The 18,308-nt window shown below is 65.2% G+C and carries 10 protein-coding genes; all 10 read left to right on the top strand.

Annotated elements, in window-relative coordinates; genetic code table 11:
* Window positions 1-49 precede the first annotated feature (49 nt).
* Window positions 50-304: a hypothetical protein gene (locus K9U15_RS06020; RefSeq protein ID WP_123649897.1), complete on the top strand. Its 255-nt coding sequence runs from the start codon at window positions 50-52 to the stop codon at window positions 302-304.
* Window positions 305-577: 273 nt separating this feature from the next.
* A complete protein-coding gene (locus K9U15_RS06015) occupies window positions 578-2,230 on the top strand; it encodes an ABC transporter substrate-binding protein (RefSeq protein WP_096228031.1) in 1,653 nt (550 codons plus the stop codon).
* Window positions 2,231-2,564: 334 nt separating this feature from the next.
* Entirely contained in the window at window positions 2,565-3,551 is a 987-nt protein-coding gene (locus K9U15_RS06010; RefSeq protein ID WP_301155755.1) for an ABC transporter permease, read from the top strand.
* Window positions 3,544-4,524, top strand: coding sequence for an ABC transporter permease (locus tag K9U15_RS06005; protein WP_154270347.1), 981 nt, complete (start codon window positions 3,544-3,546; stop codon window positions 4,522-4,524). The genes K9U15_RS06010 and K9U15_RS06005 overlap by 8 nt, the downstream gene beginning before the upstream one ends.
* A gap of 9 nt (window positions 4,525-4,533) precedes the next feature.
* Entirely contained in the window at window positions 4,534-5,580 is a 1,047-nt protein-coding gene (locus K9U15_RS06000) for an ATP-binding cassette domain-containing protein (RefSeq protein WP_154270346.1), read from the top strand.
* Entirely contained in the window at window positions 5,573-6,172 is a 600-nt protein-coding gene (locus tag K9U15_RS05995) for an ABC transporter ATP-binding protein (RefSeq protein ID WP_096228035.1), read from the top strand. The genes K9U15_RS06000 and K9U15_RS05995 overlap by 8 nt, the downstream gene beginning before the upstream one ends.
* Before the next feature lie 236 nt (window positions 6,173-6,408).
* Window positions 6,409-7,329: a molybdate ABC transporter substrate-binding protein gene (modA, locus tag K9U15_RS05990; protein ID WP_096228036.1), complete on the top strand. Its 921-nt coding sequence runs from the start codon at window positions 6,409-6,411 to the stop codon at window positions 7,327-7,329.
* Window positions 7,330-7,408: 79 nt separating this feature from the next.
* The gene (gene modB / locus K9U15_RS05985) at window positions 7,409-8,956 is read left to right on the top strand and encodes a molybdate ABC transporter permease subunit (RefSeq protein WP_096228037.1); all 1,548 of its coding nucleotides are present in this window, start codon (window positions 7,409-7,411) and stop codon (window positions 8,954-8,956) included.
* The gene (locus K9U15_RS05980) at window positions 8,953-10,065 is read left to right on the top strand and encodes a sulfate/molybdate ABC transporter ATP-binding protein (RefSeq protein WP_096228038.1); all 1,113 of its coding nucleotides are present in this window, start codon (window positions 8,953-8,955) and stop codon (window positions 10,063-10,065) included. Before modB ends, K9U15_RS05980 begins: the two co-directional genes overlap by 4 nt.
* Window positions 10,066-10,450: 385 nt before the next feature.
* Window positions 10,451-18,223 (top strand): InlB B-repeat-containing protein, encoded by a 7,773-nt coding sequence (locus K9U15_RS05975; RefSeq protein WP_301155754.1) that lies wholly within the window; start codon window positions 10,451-10,453, stop codon window positions 18,221-18,223.
* Window positions 18,224-18,308: the final 85 nt, after the last annotated feature.

The following is an 18,308-nucleotide window of genomic DNA, read 5'->3' as shown; positions in this document are numbered from 1 at the left end:
CGGCGATGCGGGCGTGCGGTCGCGATGCGGGCGGAGAGGCGCGCGGGCGGTGGCGATGCGGGCGGGCGCGATATGTGCGCTCGCGATGCGGGTGGTCGCGATTCAGGCGGAGATGCGTGCGGTTGGTCGCGATTCGGGCGGTCGCTGCTACAAAAACGCCCTTTTCGGCGGGCAAGCGCGGCGCTGGCGGCTTCGAAGCGGGTTTGGGCGCAAGGGTATCACGCCTGACCGGGGTTTTTCCGAGGGCTGTTTTTCGCTCGGGCTGAAACGCGTTTCGTACCCGCCGAAATCGGCGATTCTGTAGCGCTGAAGGCGAGATTTCGGCTGGTTTGGGCCGTTCCCGCAAGCATGCCTCGATGGTTCATGCGAACCGCCCGTTAGCTTGTTCGCCCGTGCGCTGCTCCGCTTTCGCCTTTCGGTGCCTGCCGCTCGCCTAGAGGAGTTACGGAAATGGAAATCGTAACACCGTCGGTGTGGTCTATCTGCTATAGTGTGTTACACAGTTCAGTTTCGTAACACATTTCGAGGTGCTGCGCCGGGCCGCGAGGGAGCCGTCGCAGCGGGTGGGAGGATTCGCATGGCAACACTCACACGGCGCGACTTCGCGAAGCTGACGGGCGCAGGCGCGGCCGCGCTTTCGCTGGGCGGGATCTTGGCAGGCTGCGCGGGCGGCGGGAACGAGAAGCCGGCGGCAGGGACAGGCGCGACGGGCACGGGCGAGGCGGCCCCTTCGCAGGTGATCGTGTCCATGACCACGGGCTCCGAGCCGGCGGCGGGCTTCGACCCGCTGGTCTCCTGGGGCTGCGGCGAGCACGTGCACGAGCCGCTCATCCAGTCCACGCTCATCGCCACCGACACCGACCTTAGCTTCAAGAACGATCTCGCCACGTCCTACGAGTGCTCCGATGACGGCATGACCTGGACGTTTACCATCCGCGACGACGTGCGCTTCACCGACGGCGAGCCGCTCACGGCGCGCGACGTGGCGTTCACCTTGAACGGCATCCGCACGGCCGAGGCCTCGGAATGCGACCTGTCCATGGTGCGTGAGGCCGTCGCGCCGGACGACGCCACGGTGGTCATCCACATGGAGAAGCCGTTCAACGCGCTCCTGTACACGCTGGCCGTCATCGGCATCGTGCCCGAGCACGCCTACGGCGAGGGCTACGGCGCCAACCCCGTCGGCAGCGGCCGCTATATGCTGGAGCAGTGGGACCGCGGCCAGCAGGTCATTCTGAAGGCCAACCCCGACTACTACGGGGAAGCGCCTAAGATCGAGCGCGTGGTGGCCGTGTTCATGGAGGAGGACGCCTCGCTCGCCGCGGCGCAGTCCGGGCAAGTGGACGTGGCCTACACCTCCGCGACGTTCGCCGCGCAGCAGCCGGCGGGCTACGACTTGCTGAACTGCGCGTCGGTCGATTCGCGCGGCATCTCGCTGCCCACCATCCCCGCGGGCGCGACGAAGACCGACGAGAAGGGCGAGGCTGCCGCCGGCAACGACGTGACGTGCGATGCGGCCGTGCGCCAGGCCATCAACTACGGCGTGGATCGCGAGCGCATGATCGACAACGTCATGAACGGCTTCGGCACCGTGGCCTACAGCGTGGGCGACGGCATGCCGTGGTCATCGCCCGACATGAAGTGCGCGACCGACGTGGGCAAGGCGAAGAAGCTGCTCGACGATGCCGGCTGGGCGCCGGGCGCCGACGGCGTCCGCGAGAAGGGCGGCGTGCGCGCCTCGATGAACCTGTACTACTCGGCCGGCGACACCGTGCGCCAGGGTATTGCCGAGGAGTTCTCCAACCAGATGAAGGAGCTGGGTCTTGAATTCGCCATAAAGGGCGTGAGTTGGGACGATCTGTACCCGCACCAGTTCACCGACCCGGTGGTGTGGGGTTGGGGCACGAACGCCCCCATCGAGACGTACAACCTGTTCTACTCCAAGGGTACGGGCAACTACGCCTGCTACGAGAAAGCCGCCACCGACGCGTACCTGGACGAGGCGCTGGCCCAGCCCCGGGTGGAGGACTCGTTCGAGCTGTGGAAGAAGGCCCAGTGGGACGGCTCGACCGGCATCGCGCCGCAGGGCGACGCGCCGTGGGTGTGGTTCGCGAACATCGACCACCTGTACTTCGCGAAGGAGAACCTGAGGGTTGCCGAGCAGAAGCCGCACCCGCACGGCCACGGCTGGTCGCTCGTGAACAACGTCGACCAGTGGTCGTGGGCTTAGGGGTTTCGTTGCCGACGCGGAGGGGGCGGACGGCGCCCCGTCGCTCGGACAGTCCTCGCTTCGCTGCGGAACTCGCTTGGTGGGCGCCGTCCGCCCCCTCCGCTGACTTCGGAGGACCTGCGGGGGGGGGGGGGGGGGGGGCCGGGGGGGGGGGGGGCGGGGGGGGGGGCGGGGGGGGGGGGGGGGGGGGGGGGGGGGGGGAGGGGGGGGGGGGGGGGGGGGGGAGGGGGGGGGAGGGGGGGGGGGGGGGGGGGGGGGACTGGTCGGCGTTTTCCCTCGCTGAGGGGTGTTGTTGTCAGGTTTTCGGACAGGTGAGGTTATAGTAGTTTCCATCATGGCCCGATTCATCCTTCGGAACATAGTGAAGTTCATCCTGCTCATGGTTGCCGTGAGCATGGTGACGTTCGTGCTGGCGAGCATATCCCCCATCGATCCGGTGCAGGCGAACGTGGGGCAGGCGGCCTACGTCAACATGAGCGAGGCGAAGCGGGCGCAGCTGGCCGAGTACTGGGGTGTGAACACGCCCTTGTGGGAGCGCTACGCCAGCTGGCTCGGCGACCTTTTGCACGGCGACCTGGGAACGTCGTTGCGCTTCAACGCGCCGGTGGCCGACGTCATCGCCACGCGGACGGTGAACTCGCTCGCGCTTATGGCCACGGCCTGGGTGGTGAGCGGCGTGCTGGGCTTCGGCTTGGGCATCCTGGCCGGCGCCAACCGCGGGCGACCCATCGACCGTATCGTGAAGGGCTACTGCTTTCTGCTGGCGTCCGTGCCCACGTTCTGGCTGGGGCTCGTGTTCCTCATCGTGTTCTCGGTGTGGCTGGGCTGGTTCCCGTTCGGTTTCTCGGTTCCCATCGGGGTGTCGGCCGCCGACGTGACGCTTGCGGACGCGTTGCACCATCTGGCGCTGCCCGCGCTCACGCTCTCGGTGGTGGGCGTGGCGAACATCGCGCTGCACACGCGCGAGAAGACCATCGACGTGCTGGAGAGCGACTACGTGCGGTTCGCCCGCACGCGCGGGCTTTCCACCTGGGGCGCCCTGCGCCACCATGGGCTGCGCAACCTGGCGCTGCCCGCGCTCACGCTGCAGTTTGCCTCCATCTCCGAGATATTCGGCGGGTCGGTGCTGGTGGAGCAGGTGTTCTCGTATCCGGGCCTGGGCCAGGCGGCTGTGACGGCCGGTCTGGGCGGCGACGTGGCGCTGCTTGCGGGCATCGCGCTGTTCTCGGCGGCGTTCGTGTTCGGCGGCAACCTCGTGGCGAACGTGCTGTACGGCGTGGTGGACCCTCGCATGCGCAAGGGGGCGAAGGTTCATGCGTAGCGGAAAGGAAACCTGCGAGGCCGCCGGTGGGGTCGGTGACGCCCAGTCGCTCGGACAGTCCTCGCTTCGCTGCGGAACTCGCTTGGTGGACGTCGCCGACCCCACCGGCTCCAAGGTGGTTGCAGCCCCGGTGCTCTACGCTTCTCGCGCGGCTCGGTGGGGGAACAGGAAGCTCACGCTGGCAGCCTTTGTGGCGGCGGTGGTGGCGCTCGCGGCTATTGTGGTGGCGGGCCTTCTGGTCACCGACGCTGCCACGGCCACGGACTTCGCGCAGAAGAACCTCGCACCCAGCCTGGCGCATCCCTTCGGCACCGACTGGATGGGCCGCGACATGCTGCTGCGCACGCTTGCGGGCCTGTCCATGAGCGTGCTCGTGGGCCTTCTGGCCGCAGGCGCGTCCTCGGTCATCGCGCTCGTGCTGGGCGCGGTGGCGGCGCTCGGCGGCAAGAAGGCCGATGCCGTGGTAACCTGGCTCATCGACCTCATGATGGGTATCCCGCACATCGTGCTGCTCATCCTGATATCGTTTGCGCTCGGCAAGGGGTTCTGGGGCGTCACCATCGGCGTGGCGGTGACGCATTGGCCGAGCCTGGCCCGCGTGGTGCGCGCCGAGATCCTGCAATGCCGCGAGTCCACGTTCGTGGCCGTTGCGCGCAAGCTGGGGCAGAGCCCGCTGCGCATTGCCTTGAAGCACATGGTGCCCTATGTGCTGCCGCAGTTCATAGTGGGGCTCATCCTGCTGTTTCCCCATGCCATCCTGCACGAGGCGGCCGTCACGTTCCTCGGTTTCGGCCTGCCGCCCGAGCAGCCGGCCATCGGCGTCATCCTGAGCGAGTCGATGGCGTACCTGTCGGCCGGCATGTGGTGGCTCGCGGTGTTCCCGGGTCTCGCGCTCATCGCCACCGTGCTCTTGTTCGACGTGGCGGGCTCGAACCTTCGCAAGCTCATCGACCCGCACAGCTCGCAGGAATAGGAGGCGCGGATGAGCGAGACGCAGAAGGGTGCGGCGCAGAAGGCGGCGCAGGCGGAAGAGACGCAGGCGGAAGAGACGCGGGCCTGCGGGCGCGCGGCCGAGCTGGACGAGCTGGCCGACACGCTGTTCGGAGGGCACGAGGCTCTCGAGCACGCCGACGAGCAGGAGCACCACCACCATACGCACGCGCCCGCGTCCCACCACGAGCATGGCCACCACCTGCTGCAGGTGGAGGACTTGAGCGTGGGGTTCCGCATGTACGACGAGGACGCCCCGTTCTTCCGCGCAAGGCAGCGCTTCGTGGAGGTGATCAGCTCCCTGACCATCTCGGTGCATGCGGGCGAGATCGTGGCGGTGGTGGGCGCGTCGGGGTCGGGCAAGACGCTTCTGGCCGATGCCGTGCTGGGCTTGTTCGAGCCGAACGCCACCGTGCGCGGCCGCATCTGGTTCGATGGCGAGCTGCAGGACGCCGCGGGGCTGGCCGCGCTACGCGGCAACGGCGTGTCGCTTGTGCCGCAGAGCGTGAACAACCTCGACCCGCTCATGAAGGTGGGGCGGCAGGTGGAGGGCTTCGCGCACCCCGACGTGCCGCATGCCGAGCGCCGCCGCCGTCGGGCGGAGCTGTTCGAGCGCTACGGCCTGTCGGAGGAGACGGCGCAGCTCTACCCCTTCGAGCTTTCGGGCGGCATGGCGCGGCGCGTGCTCTTGTGCTGCGCGCTCATGGACGATCCGCGCGTCATCGTCGCCGACGAGCCTACGCCCGGGCTCGACCTGGATCTGGCCGTGCGCGCCCTCGACGACTTCCGCGCGTTCGCCGACGCGGGCGGCGGCGTCATGCTCATCACCCACGACATAGAGCTGGCCCTGCACGTGGCCGACCGCGTGGCCGTGTTCAAAGACGGCACCGTGGTGGAGGAGACGGCCGTCGCGAACTTCGCGTCCCCCGACACGCTCGCGCACCCGTTCTCGCGCGCGCTGTGGCATGCGCTGCCGGAGCACGGGTTTCGCGACCGCAACGTTGGCGAGGGGTCTGGCAAGGGAGGTTTCCATGCTTGAGGCGCGGGGCATCACCTACGCGTATCCCGGTGCGGCGCGCGCGCTCTACCAAGGCTTCGACCTGGCAGTTGCGCCCGACGAGCGGGTGGCCCTCTGCGCGCCCTCGGGCTTCGGCAAGACCACGCTCTGCCGCCTGTTGGCCGGCTACGAGCGCCCGCAAGCGGGCGAGGTCCTGGTGGACGGCGAGCCCTTGCCGCGGCGCGGTGCGTGCCCCGTGCAGATGATATGGCAGCATCCCGAGGCCGCCGTGGACCCGCGCATGCGCATGGGCGCGACCCTGGCCGAGGCGGGCGAGGTGCCCGGCCGTCTGCTGGACGACCTGGGCATCCAGAAACGCTGGCTGTCGCGCTATCCGCACGAGCTGTCGGGCGGCGAGCTGCAGCGCTTCTGCATCGCCCGCGCGCTGGCCGCGAACCCGCGCTACCTCGTGGCCGACGAGGTGTCCACCATGCTCGACGCCCTCACGCAGGCCCAGATATGGCGCTTCCTCGTGGGCGAGACGAGCAGGCGGGGCATCGGGCTCGTGTTCGTGTCGCATTCCCCCGCCCTCACCGACCGCATAGCCACGCGCGTCGTGCGCCTGGGCGCGTAGGGCCGGGCGCCTTCCCGTTTCCCCGGCCTTTCCCGCTTGCCGCGCCTTCCTCCCTGCCCGATCCGCCACCCTTCGTCGTTGCCGGCTTTCTGCTCAATTCGCGATATTTGTAATTGACTATATACTATCAAAAGAATAATATAGGGGTGCTCATACGCCGATCAGGCGCCTGTCAGGGGGCGGGGGCCGGCGGCACCGCGTGAGTCGAGTCAGAGAGAACCAGGGAAGGGGATCTTATGAAGAAGCACCTCCGCATTGCGATGGCGGCTGCGTGCGCGTTCGCCATGGTGGGCGCGTTCGCGCTGTTCGGCTGCTCGTCCACCGAGCAGAAGGCCGACGAGCCGAAAGCCGACGAGCCCAAGGCCGAGAGCCACGAGGCCGTGGAGCTGCAGCTGTTCGCCGCGAACTCGCTGTCGAAGGCCATGGACGCCGTGCAGGAGCTCTACACGCAGGACCACGACTGGGTCACGTTCAAGGACACGCAGTACCTGTCCTCGGGCGAGCTCAACGAGCAGCTGGCCGGCGGCGCGTACGCCGACGTGCTGATATCGGCCTCCAAGGCCAAGATGGACGAGGCCGTGGACGGCGGCTACGTCGACGAGGCCTCGCGCTTCGATATGTTCAGGAACGACCTGGTCATGGTGACGGGCGAGAACTCCGAGCTGGCCGCGAAGTACGGCGCCGACCAGAGCTTCACGCTGGCCGACGTGGCGACGGGCGACTACGCCGTGGCCGTGGGCGACGAGTCCGTGCCGGCCGGCAACTACGCCGACCAGGCGCTGTCCACCGTGGGCTGCTACACCGACCCGTCCGGCAAGACCGGCAGCGATATCACGGGCAAGGGCGGCACGTTCGACGGCACGCCGCTCGACGGCAAGGTGAACCTGCAGACCTCCGTGGGCAACGTGTGCAAGCAGGCCGAGTCCGGCGCCGTGGACGTGGCCTTCGTGTACAGCTCCGACGTGTACCGCTTCGGCGGCGTGAAGGTCATCGGCGTCGTGCCGAACGACACGCACAAGAAGATCATCTACCCGGCCGCCGTCTGCACGGACTCGAAGCAGGCCGAGGCCGCCGCCGAGTTCCTCGATTGGGCCACGACGGACGCCGACGCCAAGAAGCTGTGGCAGGAGTGGGGCTTCGAGCTCGTTACCGAGTAAAGGGTCCCGCACATACGGTATCATGTGGGAAAGGATGGGCACTCGACTGCCCATCCTTTCCGCGCGATAAGGAACAACCATGAGAATCTCCCGAACAGACACCTGCGCGCGCCCGGTTGCACGGACGGCGCAGGGCTGCGCGAACAGGGTTGCACCCCCTCTCCCCTCCGCGCCCGCGACGGCTCGACCGGCTTTCGTCCAGCGGCGCGCCATATCGGGCGCCGCGGCCCTCGCCCTGGCCCTTGCCCTGATCCTCTCCTCGGCGCTTGCGCCCGGCCTCGCGTTCGCTGACACCGGCGATGAGGGCGATCCCGCCGCGCCGAACCCCGCCGCAGCGGGTGCCGACGGCGCGCAGGACGCCTCGGCCGCGGACGATGCCGTGAGCCTGGCCGCCGACGGCACGGCCGCCTCCTTGGACGGCAGCCCCTTCGCCCTCGAGGGCTTCTCGCGCTCGCAGGTGGGCAGCAACAGCGACATCGGCGGCGCCTACGCCGGCTACCGCTACCTCGTTTCCGACGAGCCGGGCAGCCTGGGCGTCATCGCAACCGATGCCTGCATCGTCGTGTACGTGCCGCACGGCGTCGCCGAGGAGAACGGGTTCGACAAGAGCTCCTCGGAGAGCCGATCGTACCTCAAGAGCCTGCTCATCGCCTTGGACTCCGAGAACGCCAAGGGCGGCTCGGTGCTGACGCGACAGGGCAACTGGATATTCACGAACGAGCCGATCGTGGAGCACGAGGGCGTCGAATACCGCTTCGACCAGGAGCTCAAGCCCGGCGAGTTCTATGCGTGCGTCATCGGCGCGGACGGCTCGGACGTGACCGACGCCGCGAACCCCGCTCACGTGCGGCTCACCCACGCCGACTTCGCCACGATGGCCCCCGCGGACAGCGTGGAGGTGGTGGGCGCCGCCACCGGCTTTGCCGCGCTCGCGGAGTTCCTGGGCGGCATCGACTTGAGCCCCTTGTGGGTCACGCTCAAGACCACGCTCACGGCCATCGTGTTCATCTTCATCTTGGGGCTGGCCGCGGCGTACTTCAGCCTGCGCATCCCCGCGCGGGCGCAGGACATCGCGGACTCCATCTTCACCATCCCCATGGTGCTGCCGCCCACGGTGTGCGGCTTTCTGCTGCTGCTCGCGTTCGGGAAGAACACGGGCGTGGGGCAGTGGTTCATCGACATCGGGTTCCCGCTCATCTTCAGCTGGCAGGCCACGGTCATCGCGGCCGTGGTGGTGGCGTTCCCGCTCATGTACCGCAGCGCGCGCGGCGCGTTCGAGAACCTGGACCCCAACATGCTGGACGCCGCCCGCACGCTCGGCTGGAGTAACGCGAAGATATTCTTCAAGCTGATGTTGCCGCTGTCGTGGTCGTCCATCGCGGCGGGCACGGTGCTCTCGTTCGCACGCGCCCTGGGCGAGTTCGGCGCCACGCTGTTCTTGGCCGGCAACTACTTAGGCATCACGCGCACCATTCCCATCGCCATCTACTTCGAGTGGATGAACGGCAACACCGACGTGGCCATCTTCTGGACGATCGTCATCATGCTGTTCAGCTTCGTGGTCATCCTGTTCATCAACCTCTGGGGTAGGCGCACGACGAAGTACCGCAGGAGGGCCGAGGCGTGAGCCTGGAAGTCAACATCAAGAAGAAGTACCCCTCTTTCACGCTGGACGTGGCGTTCACGGCGGGGGACGAGACGCTGGGGTTCCTCGGTGCGTCGGGGTGCGGCAAGAGCCTCACCATGCGCTGCATCGCCGGCATCGAGACGCCCGACGAGGGGCGCATCGTGGTGAACGACCAGGTGTTCTTCGATTCCGCGCAGCGCGTGAACCTCACGCCGCAACAGCGCAAGACGGCGCTTCTGTTCCAGAGCTACATGCTGTTCCCGAACCTCACCGTGGCCGAGAACGTGGGCGCGGGCATCGAGCCCGCCGTGCCGCGCGGCGTGCGCGATGCCATCGTGGCCACGGAGCTCAAGCGCTTCGGCCTGGAGGGCTTCGACAAGCGCTACCCGGCGCAGCTCTCCGGCGGCCAGCAGCAGCGCGTGGCGCTCGCCCGCATGCTGGCGGCGCGGCCGGGCATCCTCATGCTGGACGAGCCGTTCTCCGCGCTCGACGCGCACCTCAAGGGCGTGCTGGAGCAGAACCTGGTGAGCCTGTTCGACGCCTACGACGGCACCATCCTGTACGTGAGCCACGACATCGACGAGGCGCTGCGCTTCTGCGACCGCATCGCCGTGGTGGAGGCCGGGCGCATCATGGAGACGGGCACGGGCGACGACCTGGTGAACCGCCCGCAGTCGCTCGCGGGCGTGAAGCTGTCGGGCTGCAAGAACGCCACGCCGGCCGAGCGGATGGGCGAGCACCGCGTGAGGCTGCCGAAGTGGGGCATCGAGGTGGCAACCGCCGCGCCGGTGCGCGAGGACGTCACCCACCTCGGCGTGCGCGCGTTCTACCTCGAGCGCGCGTCCGGCCCCGGCGAGAACTGCTACCGGGTGCGCGTCGACCGCGTGAGCGACTCGCGCTTCGACCGCACGGTGCTTCTGGGCTTCCTCGACCGCGTCCAGGACGAGGCGCCCACCGTGAGCGCCGACGAGGACGAGATGAAGTACCTGCACCAGCATCTGTTCTGGCGCGTGGACAAGCTGAAGGCCGGCCCCGGCGAGCTGCCCTCCGAGGGCGACGAGCTGTGGATCCGCATCCCTCCCGACAAGGTGTACCTGGTGTCGCGGTAGGCGGCGCGGCGCACGCGCCCGAACATCCCTGTTTCAGCCTCTGCCCGTTCGGCGGATGGCGCGTGCGCTGCATTGCCCCTACCGCGATACCGCGGCGGCAAGCGCCGACCAGCCGCCGTCTCCCCATCGTCCGAACATCGAAATAACAATAAAAAACAACATTCCCTTGAGAAAATTTCGCCCGAAAATATTGACGGGGGATGGTGTAAACTTATTCTTCAAGGTAGATCGACGCAGCAAATTTTCATTTATATGCGTGTGAACAGGTTATTTATAACGGATTCGATCTTCAAGGAGCAGCATCGCCCCTCTTTCGCGAAGAGGTGGAGGCGATGCGGTCAGAGCATGCGCGACGACGTATGGGCACGGGGAAAGGGCGGACCGCATGAAGTGGAAGAAACAGGCCAACCAATCGCTGGCGATCGCACTGACCTTCGCCCTCGCCCTCACGATGAACGTCCCCTTTGCCGCGTGGGGTGCCGGCGATTCGGAGTCGGTGGCAGAGGTTCAGCAATCCGACGATGACCGTGTCGCATCGGCGACGCAGCCGTTGGAAAGTCAAGCGACGCCCGAGGACGACAATCGGAGCGACCCCGCCAATAACGGCCCGGTACCCGAAAACGGGAACGCCATGGTCGGGGAGCCGTCGACCCGCGCGCTTCCGTCGGCTTCTCCTGCTGGAGAAACGGTAGGCGCGATCGGACCACTGCGCATCTTCTATACTCTCGACTCTGGTGGTGAGCGACAGATCGGCAGCGGCTTGAACGATGATGAGAAAAGCGTTCTCGATGAGCTGAATCTTGACCCAGCGGCGTTCGAGGTTCTGCATCTCCGTCTTGTCGCAGCGGAGGGCTTCTCCTTCGAGAAGGGCTCAGGCTACCAGCTCACGGACGTATCGGTTTCCTGGCAGGCCATCACGGCCGATGGCATGACTCTTTCCTACGGAATCGACCTGCGCTCGGAAGGCGATTCCCTTGTGTGCGACATCCCTTCGGTTCTCCTGAGGAACGTCTCCAATGGCGAGTACGAGCGGTTCGCCATCTCGTGGACTGCGGATGGGGCGCCTCCCGAGATCCACGGCGCGGCTTTCGGGTCGTATCTGGGCTTCAACCTGTTCAAGACGGGCACGGCTGCAGCGTTCGAAACCGACTCGATCATGGGAACGTACGTTTCAGGGAATGGCACGGCCATAGTGATCGCGAAGTCGAGCGGTGGGCGCACGATAGCTATTGCCGACGAGGTTGGGTCCAATGGAAGCCCTGCGGTTTCGACCTTCAAGGACGTGGCGATAGCCTGCGATTCTGCCGGCGAGCCGTACCGAACCGAGGTCAGCGTGAACTACAGCGCCAATGCCAAGTTCGAATTGGGGGCGGATGCCGATGGCAACCGCACGCTCACGTCGTTGGAAAGCTGCACGTACCGTACCGCTCAGGGGCCCAATGCGGGCTCTATTTCCGAGGGCCAGGTGTTCACCCAGGCTATGGTGGCGAGCGTGCAAGGTGCGAAGTACCCAACGGTTCAAGCGGCCATCAACGCGGCCCAGACTGGCGAGACAGTCATCCTGCTTGAGGACGTGCAGGAAAACGTCATCGTTCCTGCGGATAAGAGCATCGTGCTCGACCTCAACGGACAGGTTGTGGAGGGTGCTCCGAACGCTGATACGGTAACCGTAGAAGGCGCGCTCACGGTTAAGGACGACACGGCCGATGCAAATCCTGTTGTAAGCGACGATTACGGCTCTGTTACCTATGCTGCGGGCAAGATCCTCGGCAAGAGCCCGACAACCGAGCCTTACGCAAAAGCGCTTCATGTTCAGAACGGAGGCTCGGCCACTATCGAGGGCGGCATCGTGGAGTCCGAGGACAGCGATGCGGCCTTCGTGAGCAAAGGTTCGACCCTCACGGTAAACGGGGGTTACTTCCACAGCGCTGAATTCGGAATCGGCGTGCAAGGCGAGGGTGCGACGCTCGTGATGAGCGGTGGAGTGGTCGTTGCCGACAACAACGCTGCCATCGGAGGAAATGGCAAAGATGAGGCGGAGTCTCGCGACACGTCCATCTCGATCAGCGGTGGCACCGTCATCAGCCACATCGATGCTGATGGATACATCGCCTGCGGTATCTACCATCCCCAGCGCGGCAAGCTGAGCATCACCGGCGGCACCGTGTACGCCGACAACGGCGTCGGCGTCCTTTTGCGCGGCGGCACGCTCGACATGACGGATGGCACGGTGATCGCCACCGGCAACGCGAGCGGCCAGGTGGGCGACAGCGCGATCGTGCAAAGCTGCTACGGCGTGCAAATCGACGGCGCAAGCGCCTACTACGACAGCGCGAACGCCAAAGCGACAATCACGGGCGGCCTCGTGAAAGCCGGCGAAAACGTCCCGGCCCTCAACGTGGTGGCACCCGGCACCATGACCGCGAACGGCGGCACGTTCTCAAGCGACGTGACCGAGTATTTGGGAGCTGGCCGAATTATTAAGGAAAACTCTGACGGCATGTTTGTCGTGGAGAGCGATCAAGTGGCGAGCATCACCGGCGCAAACGGCGAAGTTCGGGAAACGTTCAGCTTTCTTTCCCGGGCTTTCAGTTCGGTCAAAGACGGCGAAACGGTTACTTTGCTCAAAGATGTTCCTGCAGCGGACGCTCAATACTCCGTCAGCAATAAGTCTTTCACGCTTGATTTGAATAATTACAGCATTGACGGCACGAGATATTTCACGTTGTATATCAATAGATACGGGGAGCCTGTCGATGTTATCATCAAAAACGGCACGATAAGAAACACGTGGAATGGGGCCGACAACGGCCCTCTCGGGATGGCGGTTTGGGCGAACCAGAATGTCAATCTGACGCTTGACAACGTGATCCTTGAGGCTGCTGAAGCGCCGGGGGGCAAACAAAGCTTCGGCCTGCGCATCGGCAACGCGTCAGGCAACACCTCCAACCCCTCCGTCACGATCAAAGGCGAGGATACCGAGATTGCCGGTGCGACCGCCGGCATATCCGTTATCGGAAACGGCGCGAGCGCCGTGTCTTCCCTCACGCTTGAGGCCGGGACGGTTTACGGTAGCGACTTCGGCATCGTCGGCAACGGCGATTGCGACGGCACGAGCATCGAGATAAAGGGCGGCACCGTGCGCTCGACGTCCGAAGACGGTTGCGCCATCTACCATCCGCAGGACGGCGACTTGACCGTCTCGGGCGGCACGCTGGAAGGTGCGAACGGCGTGCAGTTCTGCGGTGAGGGCAAGCTGAGCATAGAGGGTGGAAGCATCAACGCGACGGCTGCCGAGATTGCCTCATCCGATACCACGACCACGAGCTCGTCCATCCTTGACGGCGCGGCGCTGTCCCTCGTTTCGCGTGGCGGTGGGGGGTACGGTGCCGCGGGCACTGCCGAGGTGTCCATCACCGGCGGCACGCTGACTAGCGCAAACAATGCCGCTATTCAGGAATACGCTGTCGGCGACGCGGGCTCGCTAATCAAGTCGCTTGCTATCTCGCAGCCCGAAGGCAAGACCCTCACGGTTTCCAGCGCCTCCGGAAAGCCCGCAGTCTCGCTCTCGGCCCTGACCGGCAACGCCTCGAAGGTGATCGCTGGCGGCACATTCTCAAGCGATCCTTCGGACTACGTCCGTGTGCGCTACGTTGCGAATCAGATAGACGGCGGGATGTACCATGTTTCGCCGAAGGGCTCCATCGAGGTGTGGAACGACTTTCTGTACAATAACCCGAATGATTCGCACTACAAGGGTACGTTTGACTCCCTGTCCGAAGCGTTGCGTGCCGCTGGCGAGCTTTCCGATGCTAACAAGGTTGTTTACATTCGCGGTGACCACATGCTTACCGAGGATGCGACCATTCCCGAAGGCGTGTACCTTTACGTGTACGACAATGCGAAGCTGACGGTAAAAAGCGGCGCGACCCTGACGGTCGAAGCAACGTCGAAAAAGCTTGCCGTGAATGCTGGGTCTTCGCTTGCGGTTGAAGAAGGCGGGAGGGTGCTGTTGAAGCCCACGGGAAGCGTCTTGTTCTCTCGCGGTCTTGTTTCGTTGAACGACGGTTCGACGTTCGAAGGGATTCTAAGCGTCGAAGATGGTAGCTATCTTTGCCAAAATGGCTCCAACTTCTATGCGTCGACCTCGCCGGTTGTCGAAATCTTGCGTGCGAATGGTAGCACCGTGTATGCCGACACGATTTCCAGCGCGACGATCAAAGATGGGGACACCGTTACGCTTCTCGGTGATGTTACAGGACAGAGGACGATTTCGGCAAACGATGTCTATGTCGATCTCGATGGGCATACCTGGAGCGGGTCGGCGACAACTTCGTATTCAACTATTGCTGTTTCGGGCAACAAAGTTACAATAGCGCACGGAACGGTGAAATCGCCATCCTCTTCGGCTTTGGAAGTGTCCGGCACAGATTCTCGCGCGATTATCGCCTCCGACGCGATCGTTGAGAACGACGGGGCTTCCAAGCCGGCCGTGTTCTTGAAATCCAACGGTTCCCTTGAAGTGCAAGGCGCCATTCTTGCCCACAACAACTTCGCCATCTCGGGGAATGGGATTGGTGCCGACAACACATCCGTCGTTATCAAGGACGTTGCCTCCGTCAGGTCCGAAGCCGCGGCAGCAATCTACCATCCCCAGACCGGCACGCTCGAAGTGAGCGGAGGGGCTATCGAGGGCGTCACCGGTGTCGAGATGCGCTCCGGTACGCTGAACGTCTCTGGGAACGCGAGCATCACTGGGACGGGATCGCCGTTTGCCGTAGCATCGAACGCAAACGGCGCCACGACTACCGGTGCCGGTATCGCCGTTGTGCAGCATGTGACGAAAAACAACATCGACGTGACCATCTCTGGCGGCACGATTTCGGGTGCGTCGGCGCTTAGCGTGAGCAATCCGGAAAACAACGATGAAGCCGACATCGCCAAAGTCAAAGTTTCCGTGATAGGCGGCACGCTCAATGCCATCAACGGCGGTGCGGATGTCGTGCAGAGCATCAAGGAAGATTTCATCACCGGCGGCACGTTCAACAAGGTGCTTGATACCAAGTATTACGAAGAGAGCATCTACCAGCAGAACGCGCAGGATGCAACCGATGAGCCTGGCAGCGTGGTGCCGCGAGCGTTCGAGATCAAGTACGACTTGGGTGGCGGCATGCTGGCAGGCACTGCGAAGAACCCTGCTTCTTACACGTATTTCGACGAGAGCTTCACGCTGGCCAACCCGGAGCGGGCGGGTTATACGTTCGCGGGTTGGACAGGTTCCGGCATCGATGATGGAGCAGAGTCTGTGACCATTGCGAAGGGGTCGACGGGCAACCGCTCCTACACGGCCACTTGGACGGCGAACACGAACACGGCTTACACGGTGGAGCATTACCAGCAAAATCTCGACGGCACGTATGCGTTGGCCGAAACCGACAGCCTGACGGGCGAGACGGACGCGACGGTCACCGCGGCCCCCAAGGCCTACGAGGGCTTCACCCTCAACGAGGACGCACAGGGGACGGTTGCTTCCGGCACTATCGCCGGTGACGGGTCGCTCGTTTTGAAGCTCTGCTACGACCGCAACGCATACGACGTCACCTACAAAGTGATCGGTTCCTATTTCGCAAACGACTCTTACCAGGTCGACAAGAACGTGCGCTACGGTGCGGAGCTCGCGCTGATAGGCGACGACATGTCACAGGTAGGCTATGTGTGGAATGGTTGGTCGGGGCTGCCCGCTACCATGCCTGACAATGCGGTCACAGTCACGGGCTACTATACCGCGGCTGATGACACCGCTTACACCGTCAGGCATTTCTTCCAGAACATAGAGGACGAAGGGTACACCCAAAACGGCGTGGATGAGATGACCGGCACCACCGGCGCGAAGACCAAAGCTGCGGCCAAGTCCGCTACCGGCTTCACGGCCAAGCCTTTCGAGCAGGCCGATATCGCCGCCGATGGATCGACGGTCGTCGGCATCTACTACGACCGCAATGTGCATACCGTGTCCTACCGGTACAAGGGGAAGGTTCCCGCAGGGGCTTCGACGCTTCCTGATCCTCAGGAGTACCGCTACGGGGCTAATATCGCCGTCGCGCCTGCCGCCACGGCTCCCGGGTACACGTTCGCCGGTTGGAGCGAGGCCGACGAGCTGGTCATGGGCGACGCCGATGTCGTCCTGTACGGCTCGTTCACGGCGCTCGGCGACACCGCCTACAAGGTGGAGCACTACCAGCAGATGCTTGACGGTACCTACGAGCTGGCCGAAACCGACAGGCTGAAGGGCCAAACAGACACGACGGCCACCGCGGCCCCCAAGGTCTACGAGGGCTTCGCCCCCAACGAGGACGCACAGGGGACGGTTGCTTCCGGAACTATCGCTGGCGACGGTTCGCTCGTGCTGAAGCTCTACTACGATCGCAACTCATACGAGGTCTCGTACGCCTACACGGGCGACGCCCCGGCCTCGGCGCCGGCTCTGCCGGCAAAGGCGACCGCCAAGTTCGACGAGACGGTGACGCCGGCCGCCACACCGACCATGACGGGCTACACGTTCTCCGGATGGTCGCGCGCCGAGGCCTTCGCCATGCCTGCCGGGAACGTAACGATCACCGGCTCGTGGGCGGCAAACACCGACGTGGCCTACACGGTGCACTACTACCTGCATGGCACGACCACGAGGCTTTCCGACGACAAGGTCGTGGAAGGTCGCACGTTCGGGCAGTCCTACGACGAGCAGGCTCCCGCCATCGAGGGCTACGCGCTTGAGGGCGCCGCCGTCCAGCGCATCGTGCTCGACGCCTACGGCAAGGAGCTCACGTTCTCCTACACCGCCAAAGAGGCGCGCATCGCGTTCGAAGTGAACGGCGGCTCGCAGGTTGCCGACCTCGTAGGCAAGACGGGCGAGCAGGTGGCGGGGTCTTTGCCCGCGCCGTCTCGCGAAGGCTACGCGTTCGCCGGCTGGTATGCGGACAAGGCCCTGACGGAACCCGTTTCGGCACTTCCCGCCACGTACCCGGCGGGCGCGACCACCTACTATGCCAAGTGGAACGCCGTTCCGCTGCCGCCCGGCGAGACGGGCAACGTGGAGATCCAGGTGGAAGTGCCCGCGCCGCCCGCGGACGGGAGCCCCCATGCGACCGTGACCGAGGAGTCGGTCGAGGCTGCGGCGAAGCATGCCGCGAGCGTCCTCGAGGCCATCGAGAAGGACGAGGCGCCCGTCGGCATGACGGCAGAGGATGCGCAAAAGGTGGCCGGGCTCGTGTCCGGTGCCGACACGGCCGACGTGCGCGTGGTCGTCTCGCTCGGCTTCGAGAAGAAGGGCGAGGATGAGGTCGACGACAGCGAGAAGGATGCCATCGGCGGTGCGGCATCGGACGGCGAGTCGGTGCAGCTCTACCTCGACCTGTCCGTCAAGATGGTCGTTCAGGTGGTGAAGGACGGCTCGGTCCAGGCCGAGCACGAGGCCGTTCTCGGCGAGGTCGAAGAGCCTCTGCTGTTCGAGGTCCACGTCGATCCTGGCCTGGTCGCAAGCAAGAGCGTTCGCATTGCTCACGTGCATGGATACGAGCACGACACGGAGATCATCGTGCCCGAGAGCATCGATCGTGACAGGGGCATCGTGCGCTTCTACGCGAGCAAGTTCTCCACCTATGCGCTCCTCGCCTCCGAGAGCGTTGCCGTGGATTTCGAGGCGAACGGCGGCTCGGCCGTTGCCTCCCAGACGATCGGCTTCGGCAGCAAGGTTGCGAGGCCGGACGACCCGACTCGCGCGGGCTACACGTTCGGCGGCTGGTTCGTCGACGAGGGCTGCACGCAGGCGTTCGACTTCGGCACGCCCGTCGAGCGCCCGCTCACGCTCTTCGCCAAGTGGACGGCCGTCGATCCCGGCCCCGGCCCGAACCCTGATCCGGATCCGAGCCCGAATCCCGATCCAGACCCCGGTACCGACTCCGGCGCCGATCATAAGCCGGGCGACAACGGCGGGTCGGACCTGAAGCCCCTCGACGCCTCGTCGAAGGCCGTCGGCACCAAGCGGCTCGTGGGCACCGGTGACGGCACGGGTGCCTTCGCGGCGTCGCTCGCGGGCGTTGCGGCGCTGGCCGTCGCGAGCGCCCTGGCCGCCGCACTGCGACGGCGGCGCAGCCGGTAGGCGGGCGCAGGCAGGCACGGTACGGTTCCAAGCGGGCCCCGGAGCGATCCGGGGCCCGCTTCGCTAGATTGCCTCTCGCAATCGA

Source organism: Gordonibacter sp. RACS_AR68 (assembly GCF_030418485.1).
GTDB lineage: Bacteria > Actinomycetota > Coriobacteriia > Coriobacteriales > Eggerthellaceae > Gordonibacter > Gordonibacter urolithinfaciens.
The sequence above is the reverse complement of the archived record's forward strand: the minus strand, read 5'-3'. Positions and strand labels throughout refer to the sequence as shown.